General features: G+C 62.0%; 13 protein-coding genes. 10 read left to right on the forward strand and 3 right to left on the reverse strand.

Annotation, left to right across the window (positions count from 1 at the left end; all coding sequences use genetic code 11):
• Positions 1–26: 26 nt before the first annotated feature.
• On the reverse strand, positions 27–344 hold the full coding sequence (locus ABTV29_RS01015; RefSeq protein WP_433768408.1) for a cell division protein ZapA: 318 nt from the start codon (positions 342–344) through the stop codon (positions 27–29).
• Positions 341–550: a TIGR02449 family protein gene (locus tag ABTV29_RS01020; RefSeq protein WP_007982902.1), complete on the reverse strand. Its 210-nt coding sequence runs from the start codon at positions 548–550 to the stop codon at positions 341–343. Before ABTV29_RS01020 ends, ABTV29_RS01015 begins: the two co-directional genes overlap by 4 nt.
• Before the next feature lie 214 nt (positions 551–764).
• Between ABTV29_RS01020 and ABTV29_RS01025 the strand changes: the two genes are divergently transcribed.
• The 9 genes from ABTV29_RS01025 to gcvH all read left to right on the forward strand — a co-directional run bounded on the left by ABTV29_RS01025 (position 765) and on the right by gcvH (position 10,281).
• On the forward strand, positions 765–1,325 hold the full coding sequence (locus ABTV29_RS01025; protein ID WP_433771710.1) for a YecA family protein: 561 nt from the start codon (positions 765–767) through the stop codon (positions 1,323–1,325).
• Between the two features lie 26 nt (positions 1,326–1,351).
• Positions 1,352–2,686, forward strand: coding sequence for a Xaa-Pro aminopeptidase (pepP, locus tag ABTV29_RS01030; RefSeq protein WP_433768409.1), 1,335 nt, complete (start codon positions 1,352–1,354; stop codon positions 2,684–2,686).
• Positions 2,683–3,870: a 2-octaprenyl-6-methoxyphenyl hydroxylase gene (gene ubiH, locus ABTV29_RS01035; protein ID WP_433768410.1), complete on the forward strand. Its 1,188-nt coding sequence runs from the start codon at positions 2,683–2,685 to the stop codon at positions 3,868–3,870. The genes pepP and ubiH overlap by 4 nt, the downstream gene beginning before the upstream one ends.
• Positions 3,863–4,348, forward strand: a complete 486-nt coding sequence (locus tag ABTV29_RS01040; protein WP_433768411.1) for a DUF4442 domain-containing protein — start codon at positions 3,863–3,865, stop codon at positions 4,346–4,348. The genes ubiH and ABTV29_RS01040 overlap by 8 nt, the downstream gene beginning before the upstream one ends.
• A 9-nt stretch (positions 4,349–4,357) precedes the next feature.
• Entirely contained in the window at positions 4,358–5,575 is a 1,218-nt protein-coding gene (locus ABTV29_RS01045; protein ID WP_433771712.1) for a 2-octaprenyl-3-methyl-6-methoxy-1,4-benzoquinol hydroxylase, read from the forward strand.
• 220 nt (positions 5,576–5,795) lie between these two features.
• Positions 5,796–6,800 carry an extracellular solute-binding protein gene (locus ABTV29_RS01050; protein WP_433768412.1) on the forward strand — a complete coding sequence of 335 codons (1,005 nt, stop codon included), beginning with the start codon at positions 5,796–5,798 and terminating at the stop codon, positions 6,798–6,800.
• A gap of 192 nt (positions 6,801–6,992) precedes the next feature.
• Complete coding sequence (locus tag ABTV29_RS01055; RefSeq protein WP_433768413.1) at positions 6,993–8,609, forward strand: ABC transporter permease; 1,617 nt, start codon at positions 6,993–6,995, stop codon at positions 8,607–8,609.
• Positions 8,610–8,765: 156 nt separating this feature from the next.
• Positions 8,766–9,848, forward strand: a complete 1,083-nt coding sequence (gene gcvT / locus ABTV29_RS01060; protein ID WP_433768414.1) for a glycine cleavage system aminomethyltransferase GcvT — start codon at positions 8,766–8,768, stop codon at positions 9,846–9,848.
• 49 nt (positions 9,849–9,897) lie between these two features.
• Complete coding sequence (gene gcvH, locus ABTV29_RS01065) at positions 9,898–10,281, forward strand: glycine cleavage system protein GcvH (RefSeq protein ID WP_433768415.1); 384 nt, start codon at positions 9,898–9,900, stop codon at positions 10,279–10,281.
• 75 nt (positions 10,282–10,356) lie between these two features.
• Here gcvH and ABTV29_RS01070 read toward each other — a convergent pair whose 3' ends face one another.
• On the reverse strand, positions 10,357–11,496 hold the full coding sequence (locus tag ABTV29_RS01070; RefSeq protein ID WP_433768416.1) for a DegT/DnrJ/EryC1/StrS family aminotransferase: 1,140 nt from the start codon (positions 11,494–11,496) through the stop codon (positions 10,357–10,359).
• 153 nt (positions 11,497–11,649) lie between these two features.
• On the opposite strand from ABTV29_RS01070, the gene gcvP reads away from it, so the two are divergent.
• On the forward strand, positions 11,650–14,523 hold the full coding sequence (gene gcvP / locus ABTV29_RS01075; protein ID WP_433768417.1) for an aminomethyl-transferring glycine dehydrogenase: 2,874 nt from the start codon (positions 11,650–11,652) through the stop codon (positions 14,521–14,523).
• Positions 14,524–14,631: the final 108 nt, after the last annotated feature.

The following is a 14,631-nucleotide window of genomic DNA, read 5'->3' on the forward strand; positions in this document are numbered from 1 at the left end:
GAGTATACCCCATGCGCAACAGTGAATCAGCCTTTGGTGACGTCCGGATCGGTAGAGAGCACCAGATCGACGCGATCGAGCAGGTCACGCACCTGTTCGCGGGTCGAGCCGCTGACCTGAATATCGGGGCTGTCCTGCTTGTGCAGCAGATCATGGGTGATGTTCAGCGCGGCCATGACGGCAATGCGATCGGCGCCGATGACTTTGCCGCTGCTGCGGATCTCGCGCATCTTGCCGTCCAGGTAACGGGCGGCGCTCACCAGGTTACTGCGTTCTTCCTGGGGACAGATGATTGAATATTCTTTGTCGAGGATCTGCACGGTGACGCTATTGCTTGAACTCATGAGTCTTGCTCCAGGGCCTTGAGGCGCGAAATCATCGATTCGACCTTACGCCGGGCGATTTCGTTTTTTTCAATGAGGTGAGCGCGTTCCTCGCGCCAGGTTTTTTCCTGTGCCAGTAAGAGTCCGTTTTGGCTCTTAAGTTGCTCGACTCGGGTAATCAGCAGTTCGAGTCTGGCCATCAGCGCTTGCAGGTCGGTGTCTTCCATTGTGTCCACTGTTCGTCTGATGGGTGGTAGCGGGCAGTCCATCGTAGGAGCGAGCATGCTCGCGATGGTCGTCAACGATAACACTGGGCCTCTGACACACCGCTGCGTTATCGGGCTCATCGCGAGCAAGCTCGCTCCTACAGGGGTAGTCGATGTAGGATACAAGGCCTTCATTCTAGACATAGCGCCGTCTGGCGCCTAGCTGCCCATGCCCATGCCCATTCAGAATTCTCCGTACCAAGCCTTCGCCACCCTGCTGACTTCCAGCGGCCACAATGTTTCGCCCGCCGAATTGCACGGCCTCCTGCTCGGACGCAGCTGCGCCGGTGCGGGTTTCGATCACGAGAGCTGGCTGGTTGATGCCGCCGAGCTGCTGGAAACCGAACCGCAGGACAACGTTCGCGCGGCGCTGATCGGCCTGCAAGAGATGGTCAAGGGCGAACTCACCGGCGAAGACGTCACCGTCGTCCTGTTGCTGCCAACCGACGATGCCCCGCTTGCCGACCGCGCCGCTGCACTGGGCCAATGGTGCCAGGGTTTCCTCAGCGGTTTCGGCCTGAACTGCCGTGACAGCAGCATGCTGAGTACAGAGGCCACCGAAGTGCTGCAGGATCTGGCAGCCATTTCCCAGGTGCAGGACGCCCTTGAAGAATCCGAAGACGGCGAAACCGACTATATGGAAGTGATGGAATATCTGCGTGTCGCGCCGCTGTTGCTGTTCTCCGAAACCCGAAAAGCGGAAGAACCGGCGGCCGCCAAGCCGTCGCTGCATTAATCAACGCCAGGGAACGCCATCTGCCCATGATTCATATCCCGAAATCGGAATACGGCCGTCGCCGCAAGGCCCTGATGGCGCAGATGGAACCCAACAGCATTGCCATCCTGCCCGCCGCCGCGGTGGCCATCCGCAATCGTGATGTCGAGCACGTCTACCGCCAGGACAGCGATTTCCAGTACCTCAGCGGCTTTCCCGAGCCACAGGCTGTCCTGGTCCTGATCCCGGGGCGCGTACATGGCGAATACATCCTGTTCTGCCGCGAACGCAACGCCGAGCGAGAGTTGTGGGACGGCCTGCGCGCCGGGCAGGAGGGCGCGATCCGCGATTTCGGCGCCGACGACGCGTTCCCGATTACCGACATCGATGACATCCTGCCGGGCCTGATCGAGGGCAGGGATCGGGTGTATTCGGCCATGGGCAGCAACCCGGAGTTCGATCGCCACTTGATGGAATGGATCAACGTGATCCGCTCCAAGGCGAACCTCGGCGCCCAGCCGCCGAACGAATTCGTTGCCCTGGATCACCTGCTGCATGACATGCGCCTGTATAAATCGGCGGCAGAAGTGAAGGTGATGCGCGAAGCCGCGCGGATATCCGCCCAGGCCCACGTGCGTGCGATGCAGGCCAGCCGGGTCGGGTTGCATGAATTCAGCCTGGAAGCCGAGCTCGATTACGAGTTCCGCAAGGGCGGGGCGAAGATGCCGGCCTATGGCTCGATCGTCGCGGCGGGGCGCAACAGCTGCATCCTGCATTACCAGCAGAATGACGCCGTGCTCAAGGACGGCGACCTGGTACTGATCGATGCCGGTTGCGAAATCGACTGCTACGCCAGCGACATCACCCGTACCTGGCCGGTCAACGGCAAGTTTTCCGCCGAACAGAAGGCGATCTACGAACTGGTGCTCGCCGCCCAGGAAGCGGCGTTTGCCGAGATTGCCCCGAACAAACACTGGAACCAGGCCCACGAAGCCACGGTTCGAGTGATCACCACCGGTCTGGTGGAGTTGGGTTTATTGCAGGGTGAGGTCGATGAGTTGATCGCCAGCGAAGCCTACAAAGCGTTTTACATGCACCGCGCCGGTCACTGGCTGGGCATGGACGTGCATGACGTTGGCGAATACCGGGTCGGCGGCGAATGGCGGGTGCTGGAAGTCGGCATGGCGCTGACCGTGGAACCGGGTATCTACATCGCGCCGAACAACCAGAACGTGGCGAAGAAATGGCGCGGCATTGGTGTGCGCATCGAGGACGACGTAGTGGTCACCAAAAGCGGCTGTGAAATCCTGACCAATGGCGTGCCGAAAACGGTCGCCGAGATCGAGGCCCTGATGGCCCAGGCAAGGACGCAAGCAGCATGAGTCGATTCAACCTGGCAATCATCGGCGGCGGTCTGGTAGGCGCGAGCCTGGCAATGGCATTGCAGGCCGGGGCGAAAGCCCGTGGCTGGAAGATCGTGCTGATCGAGCCATTTGCCCCGGGCGAAAGCTATCAGCCCAGCTACGACGCACGCTCCACCGCCTTGTCCTTTGGCTCCCGGCAGATCTATCAGCGGTTGGGCATCTGGCAGGAAATCTCCCGCCGCGCCGAACCGATCAAGCAGATTCACGTCTCCGACCGGGGGCGTTTTTCCACGGCGCGACTGTCGGCGATGGAAGAAGGCGTCCCGGCGCTGGGCTACGTGGTGGAAAACGCCTGGCTCGGCCAATGCCTGTGGCAAGGCCTGGACAAGGACGTGATCCATTGGCATTGCCCGGCAGAAGTCACGCGCATGGAGCCGCTCACCGACGGCTACCGGCTGACGCTCAATGATGAAACCACCCTCGATTGCGACCTCGCGGTGCTCGCCGATGGCGGCCGCTCGGGCCTGCGCGAGCAGCTGGGCATCGGCATCAAGAAGCGCTCGTACAACCAGAGCGCCTTGATCGCCAACATCACCCCGAGCGAAGCCCACGACGGCATGGCGTTCGAGCGTTTCACCGACGATGGCCCGATGGCGCTGCTGCCTTTGCCGGACAACCGCTGTGCCCTGGTCTGGACCCGCCTGGGTATGGACGCGCAACGTTTGGCCGCGCTCGATGAACGCAGTTTTCTCAGCGAGTTGCAGGGCGTATTCGGTTATCGACTGGGCAGCTTGAAGCAGGTCGGCGCGCGCCACCTGTACCCGCTATCGCTGGTGGAAGCCGAAGAACAGGTGCGCCCGCATCTGGCGATTCTCGGCAACGCCGCGCACAGCCTGCACCCGATTGCCGGCCAGGGTTTCAACCTGTCCCTGCGCGATGCCCAGGCCCTGGCCGATGCGTTGCTCGCCAGCGGACAGCCGTTGGGCGACTTCGCGACCCTGCAGGCCTATCGTGAGCATCAGCGTCTGGATCAGAACCTGACCGTCGGCTTCTCCGATCAGGTCACGCGCCTGTTCGGCAGCAAACAGCCACTGGTTTCCCTGGGACGCAATCTCGGGCTGCTGGGCCTTGATCTGTTGCCGCCGGCCAAGCGCTGGTTCGCCCGGCAGGCCATGGGACTGGGTACGCGTCCCAATGTCTAAGTGGTTGATCAATACGCTTGGCAAGGCAAGATTGCTCCGCTGGATGACGAACATTTACCCCCCGTACTTTGGCGCCGGGGTTCGGGTGCGGCATATCAGCGATGACTTTCGCGACATCCAGGTCTCCATGGGCCTGGGTTGGTACAACCGCAATTACGTCGGCACGCAGTTCGGTGGCAGCCTGTATTCGATGGTCGATCCGTTTTTCATGCTGATGCTCATGGAGAACCTGGGGCGTAACTACATCGTCTGGGACAAGGCCGCCGACATCGATTTCATCGCACCGGGCAAGGGGCCGGTGTACGCCCGCTTCAATATTGACGACACCTTGCTCGACGAAATCCGCCGGCAGACGGCCGATGGCCAGAAGTACCTGCCGCAATTGCAGGTCGATATTCACGACGGCGCCGGCCACCTGGTGGCGCGTGTTGGAAAAACCCTTTACGTGCGGCTCAAGCCGCAAGCGAGACAGGCTTAAAGCATGGAAATGCGCGCAGATCTGCTGATTGTCGGAGCCGGAATGGTCGGCAGCGCCCTGGCGCTGGCGTTGCAGGGCAGCGGGCTGGACGTCCTGCTGCTGGACGGCAGCCCCCTGAGCGTCAAACCCTTCGATGCCCAGGCCCCGTTCGAGCCGCGCGTGAGCGCGTTGTCTATCGCCAGCCAGCGGATTCTCCAGCGCCTGGGTGTCTGGGATGGCATCGCCGGCCGGCGTAGCAGTCCCTACAGCGACATGCAGGTCTGGGACGGCAGCGGCACCGGGCAAATCCACTTTTCGGCGGCCAGCGTGCATGCCGATGTGTTGGGCCACATCGTCGAAAATCGCGTGGTCCAGGACGCCTTGCTCGATCGTTTGCACGACTGCGACCTCGGGTTGCTGGCCAATGCCCGCCTTGAACAGATGCGCCGCTCCGGCGACGACTGGCTGCTGACCCTGGCCGATGGCCGCACCTTGCGCGCGCCGCTGGTGATCGCGGCCGATGGTGCCAATTCAGCGGTCCGGCGCCTGACCGGCATGGCGACGCGGGAATGGGATTACCTGCATCACGCGATCGTCACCAGCGTGCGTTGCTCGAAACCTCATCAAATGACCGCCTGGCAACGCTTTACCGATAACGGCCCGCTGGCATTCCTGCCGCTGCAGCGAGACGGCCAACACGACTGGTGTTCGATCGTCTGGTCGACCACGCCGAGCGAGGCCGAACACCTGATGGCGCTGGATGAAGAGGGATTCTGCAAGGCACTGGAGCGGGCCTTCGAAGGCCAGTTGGGCAGTGTGCTCAGCGCCGACCCGCGTCTTTGCGTGCCACTGCGCCAGCGCCACGCCAAGCGCTACGTGGCCGAAGGCCTGGCACTGATCGGCGACGCGGCACACACCATTCACCCGTTGGCCGGGCAGGGCGTGAACCTGGGTTTCCTCGATGCCGCGGTGTTGGCCGAAGTGCTGTTGCAGGCGGCCGGTCGAGGTGAGCGTCTGGCGGATGTGAAGGTGCTCAGCCGCTACGAGCGTCGCCGCATGCCCCACAACCTGGCGCTGATGGCGGCAATGGAAGGTTTCGAGCGGCTGTTCCAGGCCGATCCGCTGGCCGTGCGCTGGCTGCGCAATACCGGGCTGAAGCTGGTCGACCGGATACCCGAGGCGAAGGCGCTGTTCGTACGCGAGGCGCTGGGGCTGACCGGGGAATTGCCGGCGCTGGCCAAGGCCTGAGATCTTCATTGAAGCAAATGCCCTCTTCGCGAGCAGGCTCGCTCCCACATTGGAATAATTACAACTGTGGGAGCGAGCCTGCTCGCGAAGGCGTCGGTACAGTCACCATACATCCCTTACCATGCAACATCTGGTAACTCCTCCGCGAACTGTTCGATTGAGAACGTAAATGTGAGTCCTTATCATTTGGCCTCATTTTTTCAATCGAGAGACCGCTCCCATGTTGGTACCGAAGCGTCTGCTGACCGCACTGGCCCTCACCTTGATCGGCAGTACCGCCGCCCAGGCAGCCGACGAGGTGGTGGTCTACTCCTCGCGTATCGACGAGCTGATCAAGCCGGTCTTCGATGCGTACACCGCCAAGACCGGCGTGAAGGTGAAGTTCATCACCGACAAGGAAGCGCCGCTGATGCAGCGCATCAAGGCCGAGGGCGAGAACGCCACCGCCGACCTGCTGCTCACGGTTGACGCCGGTAACCTCTGGCAAGCCGAACAAATGGGCATCCTCCAGCCGTTCACCTCGAAAACCATCGACGCCAACATTCCGCTGCAATACCGCGCCGCTTCCCACGCCTGGACCGGCCTGAGCCTGCGGGCGCGCACCATCGCCTACTCCACCGACCGGGTGAAGCCGGGCGAACTGACCACCTACGAAGCGCTGGCCGACAAGAACTGGGAAGGCCGCCTGTGCCTGCGCACGGCCAAGAAGGTCTACAACCAGTCCCTGACCGCCACCATGATCGAAACCCACGGTGCCGAGAAAACCGAGAAAATCCTCAAGGGCTGGGTCAACAACCTGTCCACCGATGTGTTCTCCGATGACGTCGCGGTACTGGAAGCGATCAATGCCGGGCAGTGCGACGTCGGCATCGTCAACACCTACTACTACGGTCGCCTGCACAAAGAGAAACCGGACCTGCCGGTGAAGCTGTTCTGGCCGAACCAGGCGGATCGTGGCGTGCACGTGAACCTGTCGGGCATCGGCCTGACCAAACACGCCCCGCATCCGGAGGCGGCCAAGGCCCTGGTGGAGTGGATGACCACGCCTGAGGCGCAAAAGATCTTCGCTGACGTCAACCAGGAATTCCCGGCCAACCCGACCGTGAAACCCTCTGCGGAAGTCGCTGCCTGGGGCGAATTCATCGCCGATACCTTGCCTGTTGAAGTGGCGGGTAAGCGCCAGGCCGAGGCAATTCGCATGATGGATCGGGCTGGCTGGAACTGAGTCGCCCGCTATACTGCGCCCCGCCTATGCGGGGCGTTTTGTTTCCGACCCTGTAGGAGCGAGCCTGCTCGCGAAAAACGCCAACGTTAACGCGGGGTGCCTGATCGTCCGCGGTGTCGCGACGTTCATCGCGAGCAGGCTCGCTCCTACAAGGGTTTCTGTCGTAATTTCTATCCGTTAGAGAGCTTTCCCTTGGCCCACCCCGCCCAACGCCGCTGGTACCCCCTGGTCTTCGCCATCGCTGCGCTGGTCCTGCTGCCCCTGAGTGTCCTGCTGCTGTCCTGGCAATCGGTCGATCACCAGATCTGGTCACACCTGTGGGAGACGCAGATGCCGCGCCTGCTGGGCAACACCCTGACCCTGGTGCTGGGCGTTGGTGTCGGTGTGACGGTCCTCGGGGTGAGCCTGGCGTGGCTCACCAGCCTCTGCGAATTCCCCGGTCGGCGCTGGCTGGACTGGGCGTTGATGCTGCCCTTCGCGATTCCGGCCTATGTGCTGGCTTTTGTCTTCGTCGGCCTGCTGGATTTCGCCGGTCCCGTGCAAACGCTGCTGCGTGAATGGTTCGGCACTGGCCTGCGCTTACCGCGTGTGCGTTCCACGGGCGGGGTGATTCTGGTCCTGGTGCTGGTGTTCTATCCCTACGTTTACCTGCTGGCGCGCACCGCGTTCCTGGCCCAGGGCAAAGGCCTGATGGAAGCGGCGCGGGTGCTGGGGCAGTCGCCATGGCAAGCGTTCTGGCGGGTGGCGATGCCGATGGCGCGGCCCGCCATCGGTGCCGGCGTGGCATTGGCGTTGATGGAAACCCTCGCGGATTTCGGTGCGGTCTCGGTGTTCAATTTCGACACCTTCACCACGGCTATCTACAAGACCTGGTACGGGTTTTTCAGCCTTTCCACCGCCGCGCAACTGGCCAGCCTGTTGCTGTTGGTGGTGATGGTGGTGCTGTACGGCGAGCGTCGCGCCCGGGGTGCCAATCGGGCGAGCAACGAGCGACCACGGGTCAAGGCGCTGTATCACCTGCGGGGCATCAAGGCATTGTTGGCCACGGCCTGGTGCGGTCTGGTGTTCGCCTGCGCGTTCGTGATTCCAATACTGCAATTGCTGGCGTGGTTCTGGCAGCGCGGGCGCTTCGACCTGGATGAGCGGTACACCGGCCTGATCGTCCACACCCTTTACCTGGGTGCGATGGCCGCGTTGATCACTGTCAGTGTCGCCCTGGTCCTGGCATTCGCCAGGCGGCTGGCACCGACCCGGGGAATCCATGCCGGGGTCAGTCTGGCGAACCTTGGTTATGCCTTGCCCGGTTCGGTGCTGGCGGTGTCGATCATGCTGGCGTTCAGTTATCTGGATCGCGAACTGGTGATTCCGCTGTCCGGCTGGCTCGGTGGCGCCGGCAAGCCATTGCTGCTGGGCAGCTTGTCGGCATTGCTGCTGGCCTATCTGGTGCGCTTTGTCGCCGTGGCATACGGACCGTTGGAAAGCAGTCTGGCGCGTATACGGCCATCTTTGCCCGAAGCGGCACGTAGCCTGGGTGTCAGTGGGCCGCGACTGTTTTTCAAAGTGTATCTTCCGTTGCTGCTGCCCGGCTCGCTGAGCGCCGCGTTGCTGGTGTTTGTCGACGTGCTCAAGGAAATGCCCGCGACCCTTCTGATGCGGCCGTTTGGCTGGGATACGCTGGCGGTGCGGATTTTCGAAATGACCAGCGAAGGGGAGTGGGCGAGGGCCTCTTTGCCGGCACTGACCCTGGTCCTGGTCGGGCTGTTACCGGTCATCGGATTGATCCGGCGTTCAGCGCATCAAAACAGCTAGGTGCCAGTCCTACACCTTGCGGCTACAATGCGCGGCATTCGGTGCGGTACGTCTGACAGAAGAAGTAGTAAAAATCGGCTGTAAGCCCTTTGTTTCAAGGCTTTCACTCGATAGAGCTCTCGCCCGCACCTTCGCCACGCCCGGAAGGAGAAACCCATGGGACAGCGTACGCCTCTGTATGACCTTCATCTCGCCCTCGGCGCGAAGATGGTCGATTTTGGCGGTTGGGATATGCCCCTGCATTACGGATCGCAGGTCGAGGAACACCATGCGGTGCGCCGCGATTGCGGTGTTTTCGATGTATCCCACATGACCGTGATCGACGTCGATGGCTCCCATGCCAAGGTCTGGCTCCAGCACCTGCTGGCCAATGACGTCGAGCGCCTGCACAGCCCTGGCCGTGCCTTGTACAGCACCATGCTCAATGAGCGCGGCGGCATCGTCGACGACATGATCGTCTACCGCCTGGACGAGGGTTATCGTCTGGTGGTCAACGCCTCCACCCGCGATCAGGACCTGGCGTGGATGCAGGCCCATCTCGCCGGCTTCGATGTGCGGCTCAGCGAGCGCTCCGAGCTGGCGATGCTGGCCATTCAAGGTCCCCACGCCCGGCAGAAGGTCGCCGAACTGGTGAACCAGTGCCGGGGCAATCTGATTCAGCTGCTCAAGCCCTTCGAAGGCCTGCCTGACGGCGACTGGTTCTTCGCGCGCACCGGCTACACCGGGGAAGACGGCCTGGAAATCATCCTGCCGGCCGATCAGGCGCCGGGATTCTTCAATGATCTGGTAGGTGCGGGTATTTCCCCGATCGGCCTTGGCGCGCGGGATACCCTGCGGGTGGAAGCCGGCATGAACCTGTACGGCCAGGACATCGATCAGCAGGTGTCACCGCTGGTCTCCAACATGGCCTGGAGCATTGCCTGGGAACCGGCTTCCCGCCAGTTCATCGGGCGCACCGCATTGGAAGCGGAGCAGAGCGGTGGCGTACAGCACAAACTGGTGGGTCTGGTCCTTGAAGAGCGCGGGGTTTTGCGCGCTCATCAAGTGGTCCGTATCGCCGATGTTGGCGAAGGGGAGATCACCAGTGGTAGTTTCTCTCCTACGCTTAGCAAGTCGATTGCGCTGGCGCGCGTGCCAATGGCAACTGCCGACCGCGCGGAAGTGGAAATCCGTGGCAAGTGGTACCCGGTCCGAGTGGTCAAACCGACCTTCGTCCGCCATGGCAAAACCCTGATCTAATCTTTCTGGCGGACCTTGTCCGCTGACCATTTTCCTGAGGACACAGAACATGAGCGATATCCCTGCCGACCTGCGTTTTGCCGAAAGTCACGAATGGGCGCGCCTGGAAGCCGACGGCACCGTTACCGTGGGCATTAGCGATCACGCACAGGAAGCGCTGGGCGATGTGGTGTTCGTCGAGTTGACCGAAGTAGGAAAAGTCTTCGCGGCCGGTGATCAATCCGGAGTGGTGGAGTCGGTTAAAGCGGCATCCGACATCTATTCCCCGGTATCCGGTGAAGTGATCGCGATCAACGAAGCGCTGGGCGGCTCGCCGGAGCTGCTGAACTCCGACCCGTACGGCGCGTGGATCTTCAAGCTCAAGCCAAGCAACACCGCTGAGCTGGACAAGCTGCTGGATGCGGCCGGTTACAAGGCTGCCATCGGCGAATAAGCCTTGAGCGTCACCCCAAAGCCCCGACCTGTCGGGGCTTTTTTGTGGGCGACGCACCGCCGCTGCCACGGGTTCTTATGGATTTAGAACGGCCTTCACCGCGGCCACCGACCGCTCGACATCCGCTTTGCTCATGGCCGAAAACATCGGCAAGGAAACGATCAGGCGTCCCACGCGTTCGGCTGTCGGGAACATGCCCTCCTTGAAACCGCGCTCGCGGTAAAGGCTCAACAGATGAATCGGCGGGTAGTGATAGCCGATACCCACACCCAATGCCTGCATCTGCTCCATGAAGGTCGCTCGTGCCGGCTTGCCATCGTGGCGTTCCGGCAATACCAGCTGGAACAAATGCCAGTTGCTGTTCTCGAAATCCGCCGGGGGCAGTTGTGCTCCGTACCGGGCCTGGAAGTCCTCGCCAAAGCAGCTGAAGTAATGTTTGGCCAATTCGCGCCGATGAGCGGTGATCGCTTCGATATGGGCAAATTGCCCCAGGCCAATGGCCGCTGCAACATCGGTCATGTTGAACTTGCCGCCCAGCACATCGACGTCCAGGCCATCGAAGCCGCTGCGGGTTACGCCTTGCAGTCGGTACTTTTCCGCCAGCTTTGCTTCTTCGGCATTGTTCAGAACAAGGCAGCCGCCCTCCGACGAGGTGACGTTCTTGTTTGCCTGGAAACTGAACGACACGAAATCACCGGTAGAGCCAATGCGCTGACCGTTCCAGCTTGAACCCAGCGCCTGGGCCGCATCTTCCAGTACCCGCAGCCCGTGCTTGTGCGCCAGGGCATACAGGCGCGTCATGTCCACGGGCAGGCCGGCCAGGAACACCGGAATGATGGCTTTGGTGCGCGGGGTGATGGCGGCTTCTAGCTGCGCCAGGTCGATATTGCGGGTCACGGGATCGATGTCGGCAAATACCGGCGTGGCCCCGACTTCGAGAATGACGTTGGCGGTCGCCACCCAGGAAATCGGCGTGGTGATCACTTCGTCCCCCGGCCCGATGCCGGCGATGCGCAGGGCGATTTCCATGGTGCAGGTGCCGGAGTTGAACGTGCGCACCGGGCGTCCGCCAAAGTACTCCGACAGTTGTGCTTCAAAGGCCTGAACCTTGGGTCCGCTGGTGATCCAGCCGGAGCGCAGCACCTCGCCGACGGCCGAAATGGTGGCTTCATCGATGGTGGGTTTGGAAAAAGGCAGGAACGGCAGTTGGCTCATAAATCTGGACACCCGATCAGCGGAGATTAAGTAGGCGCGAGCATGATGGGCCCGATTGCCTGGCGGTGCCAAGCCATCCGTATCGGCACCGGCTGCTATGCTGGTTTGACCGTGTTGCATCGACGCTGAGCGCCAGTCAAGAGAGAGCCCGTCATGTCCCAGTTGCCGTCCTTGAGCCAGTTACGCGACCCCAATGCCTTTCTTCGCCGTCACCTCGGGCCGGATGCCGCCGAGCAGCAGGCGATGCTCGACAGCCTTGGTCTGGGCAGCCGGGTCGAGTTGATCGAACAGACGGTACCGCCGGGCATTCGCCTGAACCGGGCACTGGATCTGCCACCGGCCCTCGACGAGGAAGCCGCGCTGGCCAAGCTGCGAGGTTATGCCGAGCAGAACCAGATCTGGACCAGTCTGATCGGCATGGGCTATCACGGCACCCTCACTCCGGCCGTCATTCTGCGTAACGTGCTGGAAAATCCCGGCTGGTACACCGCTTACACGCCCTATCAACCGGAAATCGCCCAGGGTCGGCTCGAAGCCCTGCTGAATTTCCAGCAATTGACCATCGACCTCACCGGACTGGAACTGGCCAACGCCTCGCTGCTGGACGAAGCCACCGCAGCGGCGGAAGCCATGGCCTTGGCCAAGCGGGTCGCCAAGTCGAAAAGCAATCTGTTCTTCGTCGATGAAAACTGCCATCCGCAAACCATTTCCGTGGTGCAGACCCGCGCCGAAGGTTTCGGTTTCGAGCTGATCATCGACGCTGTGGATAACTTGAAACAGCACCAGGTGTTTGGCGCGCTGCTGCAGTATCCCGACACCCATGGTGAGATTCGCGACCTGCGCCCCTTGATCGATCACCTGCATGCCCAGCAGGCGCTGGCGTGTGTCGCCGCCGATCTGCTGAGCCTGCTGCTGCTGACTCCGCCCGGGGAGCTGGGGGCCGATGTGGTATTCGGTTCCTCCCAGCGCTTTGGTGTGCCGATGGGCTACGGAGGGCCGCACGCGGCCTTTTTCGCCAGCCGCGAGGAGTTCAAGCGAGCGATCCCCGGCAGGATCATCGGTGTGTCGAAAGACGCCCGTGGCAACGTTGCCCTGCGCATGGCCCTGCAAACCCGCGAGCAACATATCCGTCGGGAAAAGGCCAACTCGAACATCTGTACCGCGCAAGTGCTGCTGGCCAACATCGCCAGTTTCTATGCGGTGTACCACGGGCCGGAAGGGCTCAAGCGCATTGCCCAGCGGGTGCACCGGCTGACCTGCATCCTCGCCGCAGGCCTTGAGCGCAAAGGCATCAAGCGCCTGAACCAGCATTTCTTCGACACCCTGACCCTGGAAGTCGGCGGCACCCAGACCGCGATCATCGACAGCGCCCAGTCCGCACAGATCAACTTGCGCATCCTGGGCCGCGGGCAGTTGGGCCTGAGCCTCGACGAAACCTGCGACGAAACCACAGTGGCCCGGTTGTTCGATGTGTTCCTCGGTGCCGATCATGGGCTCAAGGTCGAAGAACTGGACGCTGAAACCCTGGTTGGGGGCATCCCCGCTGCGCTGGCGCGAACTTCGCCTTATTTGCGGCATCCAGTGTTCAGCGCCCACCACAGCGAAACCGAGATGCTGCGCTACCTCAAGCAGCTGGAAAACAAGGACCTGGCGCTCAATCAATCGATGATCCCGCTGGGCTCTTGCACCATGAAGCTCAACGCCACCAGCGAGATGATTCCCATCACCTGGCCGCAGTTCGCCAACCTGCATCCGTTTGCCCCGAAAGAGCAGGCCGTCGGTTATGCGTTGATGATCGAGGAACTGGAGCGCTGGCTCTGCGCGATCACCGGTTTCGACGCGATCTGCATGCAGCCCAACTCCGGTGCCCAGGGTGAGTACGCGGGGTTGCTGGCGATACGCAAATACCACGAGAGTCGCCACGAGGGCGGGCGTGATGTCTGCCTGATTCCATCCTCGGCCCACGGCACCAATCCGGCATCGGCGCAGATGGCCGGGATGCGTGTGGTAATCGTCGAATGCGACGAGGCCGGCAACGTCGATCTGGATGACCTGAAAGACAAGGCCGCGCAAGCTGGCGACAAGCTCGCCTGCCTGATGGCGACCTATCCGTCGACCCATGGCGTGTACGAAGAAGGCATCAGCGAAATCTGCGAGGTTATCCACAGCCATGGCGGCCAGGTGTACATGGATGGCGCCAACCTCAACGCTCAGGTCGGGCTGGCGCGGCCAGCGGACATTGGCGCCGATGTGTCCCACATGAACCTGCACAAGACCTTCTGCATTCCCCATGGCGGTGGCGGACCGGGCATGGGACCGATTGGCGTGCGCGCGCATCTGGCGCCGTTCGTGGCCAATCACCCGGTGGTGCCGATCGATGGGCCGCTGGCGCAGAACGGTGCGGTCAGCGCTGCGCCTTGGGGCAGCGCTAGCATCCTGCTGATCAGTTGGATGTACATCGCCATGATGGGCCCGCAACTGGCCGACGCCAGCGAGGTGGCGATCCTCGCGGCAAATTATCTGGCGCGGCATTTGTCCGGCGCCTTTCCGGTGCTCTACACCGGGCGCAACGAGCGGGTGGCGCATGAGTGCATTCTCGATCTGCGTCCGCTCAAGACGCTGACCGGCATCAGCGAGGAGGACGTTGCCAAGCGCCTGATGGACTATGGCTTCCATGCGCCGACCATGTCGTTCCCCGTGCCGGGAACGCTGATGGTCGAACCTACCGAAAGTGAGTCCAAGGCCGAGCTGGACCGGTTTATCGGCGCGATGCTGAGCATCCGCGCGGAGATCACCGAAGTGCAAAACGGCAACTGGCCCGCCGAGGACAATCCGCTCAAGCGCGCACCGCATACCCTGGCTGATATCACCGGGATCTGGGAGCGGCCTTACAGCGTCGAGCAGGCCGTCACGCCGGATGCACACACCAGGGCCCACAAGTATTGGCCGGCGGTGAACCGGGTGGACAATGTTTATGGGGACCGGAATCTGTTCTGTGCGTGTGTGCCGCTGGATGAGTACCGCTGATCCTTCAGGCAGCACAAAACAATGTGGGAGCGAGCCTGCTCGCGAAAGCGGTAGGTCAGTCGACGAATCTGTTGACTGTTAAACCGCATTCGCGAGCAGGCTCGCTCC

Source organism: Pseudomonas putida (genome assembly GCF_050989985.1).
GTDB lineage: Bacteria > Pseudomonadota > Gammaproteobacteria > Pseudomonadales > Pseudomonadaceae > Aquipseudomonas > Aquipseudomonas putida_AI.

Bases quoted from the DNA above. Each gene is read 5' to 3' on its own strand.
- ABTV29_RS01015 (WP_433768408.1), bottom strand. From the start codon at position 344: ATGAGTTCAAGCAATAGCGTCACCGTGCAGATCCTCGACAAAGAATAT.
- ABTV29_RS01020 (WP_007982902.1), bottom strand. From the start codon at position 550: ATGGAAGACACCGACCTGCAAGCGCTGATGGCCAGACTCGAACTGCTG.
- ABTV29_RS01025 (WP_433771710.1), top strand. From the start codon at position 765: ATGCCCATTCAGAATTCTCCGTACCAAGCCTTCGCCACCCTGCTGACT.
- pepP (WP_433768409.1), top strand. From the start codon at position 1,352: ATGATTCATATCCCGAAATCGGAATACGGCCGTCGCCGCAAGGCCCTG.
- ubiH (WP_433768410.1), top strand. From the start codon at position 2,683: ATGAGTCGATTCAACCTGGCAATCATCGGCGGCGGTCTGGTAGGCGCG.
- ABTV29_RS01040 (WP_433768411.1), top strand. From the start codon at position 3,863: ATGTCTAAGTGGTTGATCAATACGCTTGGCAAGGCAAGATTGCTCCGC.
- ABTV29_RS01045 (WP_433771712.1), top strand. From the start codon at position 4,358: ATGCGCGCAGATCTGCTGATTGTCGGAGCCGGAATGGTCGGCAGCGCC.
- ABTV29_RS01050 (WP_433768412.1), top strand. From the start codon at position 5,796: ATGTTGGTACCGAAGCGTCTGCTGACCGCACTGGCCCTCACCTTGATC.
- gcvT (WP_433768414.1), top strand. From the start codon at position 8,766: ATGGGACAGCGTACGCCTCTGTATGACCTTCATCTCGCCCTCGGCGCG.
- gcvH (WP_433768415.1), top strand. From the start codon at position 9,898: ATGAGCGATATCCCTGCCGACCTGCGTTTTGCCGAAAGTCACGAATGG.
- ABTV29_RS01070 (WP_433768416.1), bottom strand. From the start codon at position 11,496: ATGAGCCAACTGCCGTTCCTGCCTTTTTCCAAACCCACCATCGATGAA.
- gcvP (WP_433768417.1), top strand. From the start codon at position 11,650: ATGTCCCAGTTGCCGTCCTTGAGCCAGTTACGCGACCCCAATGCCTTT.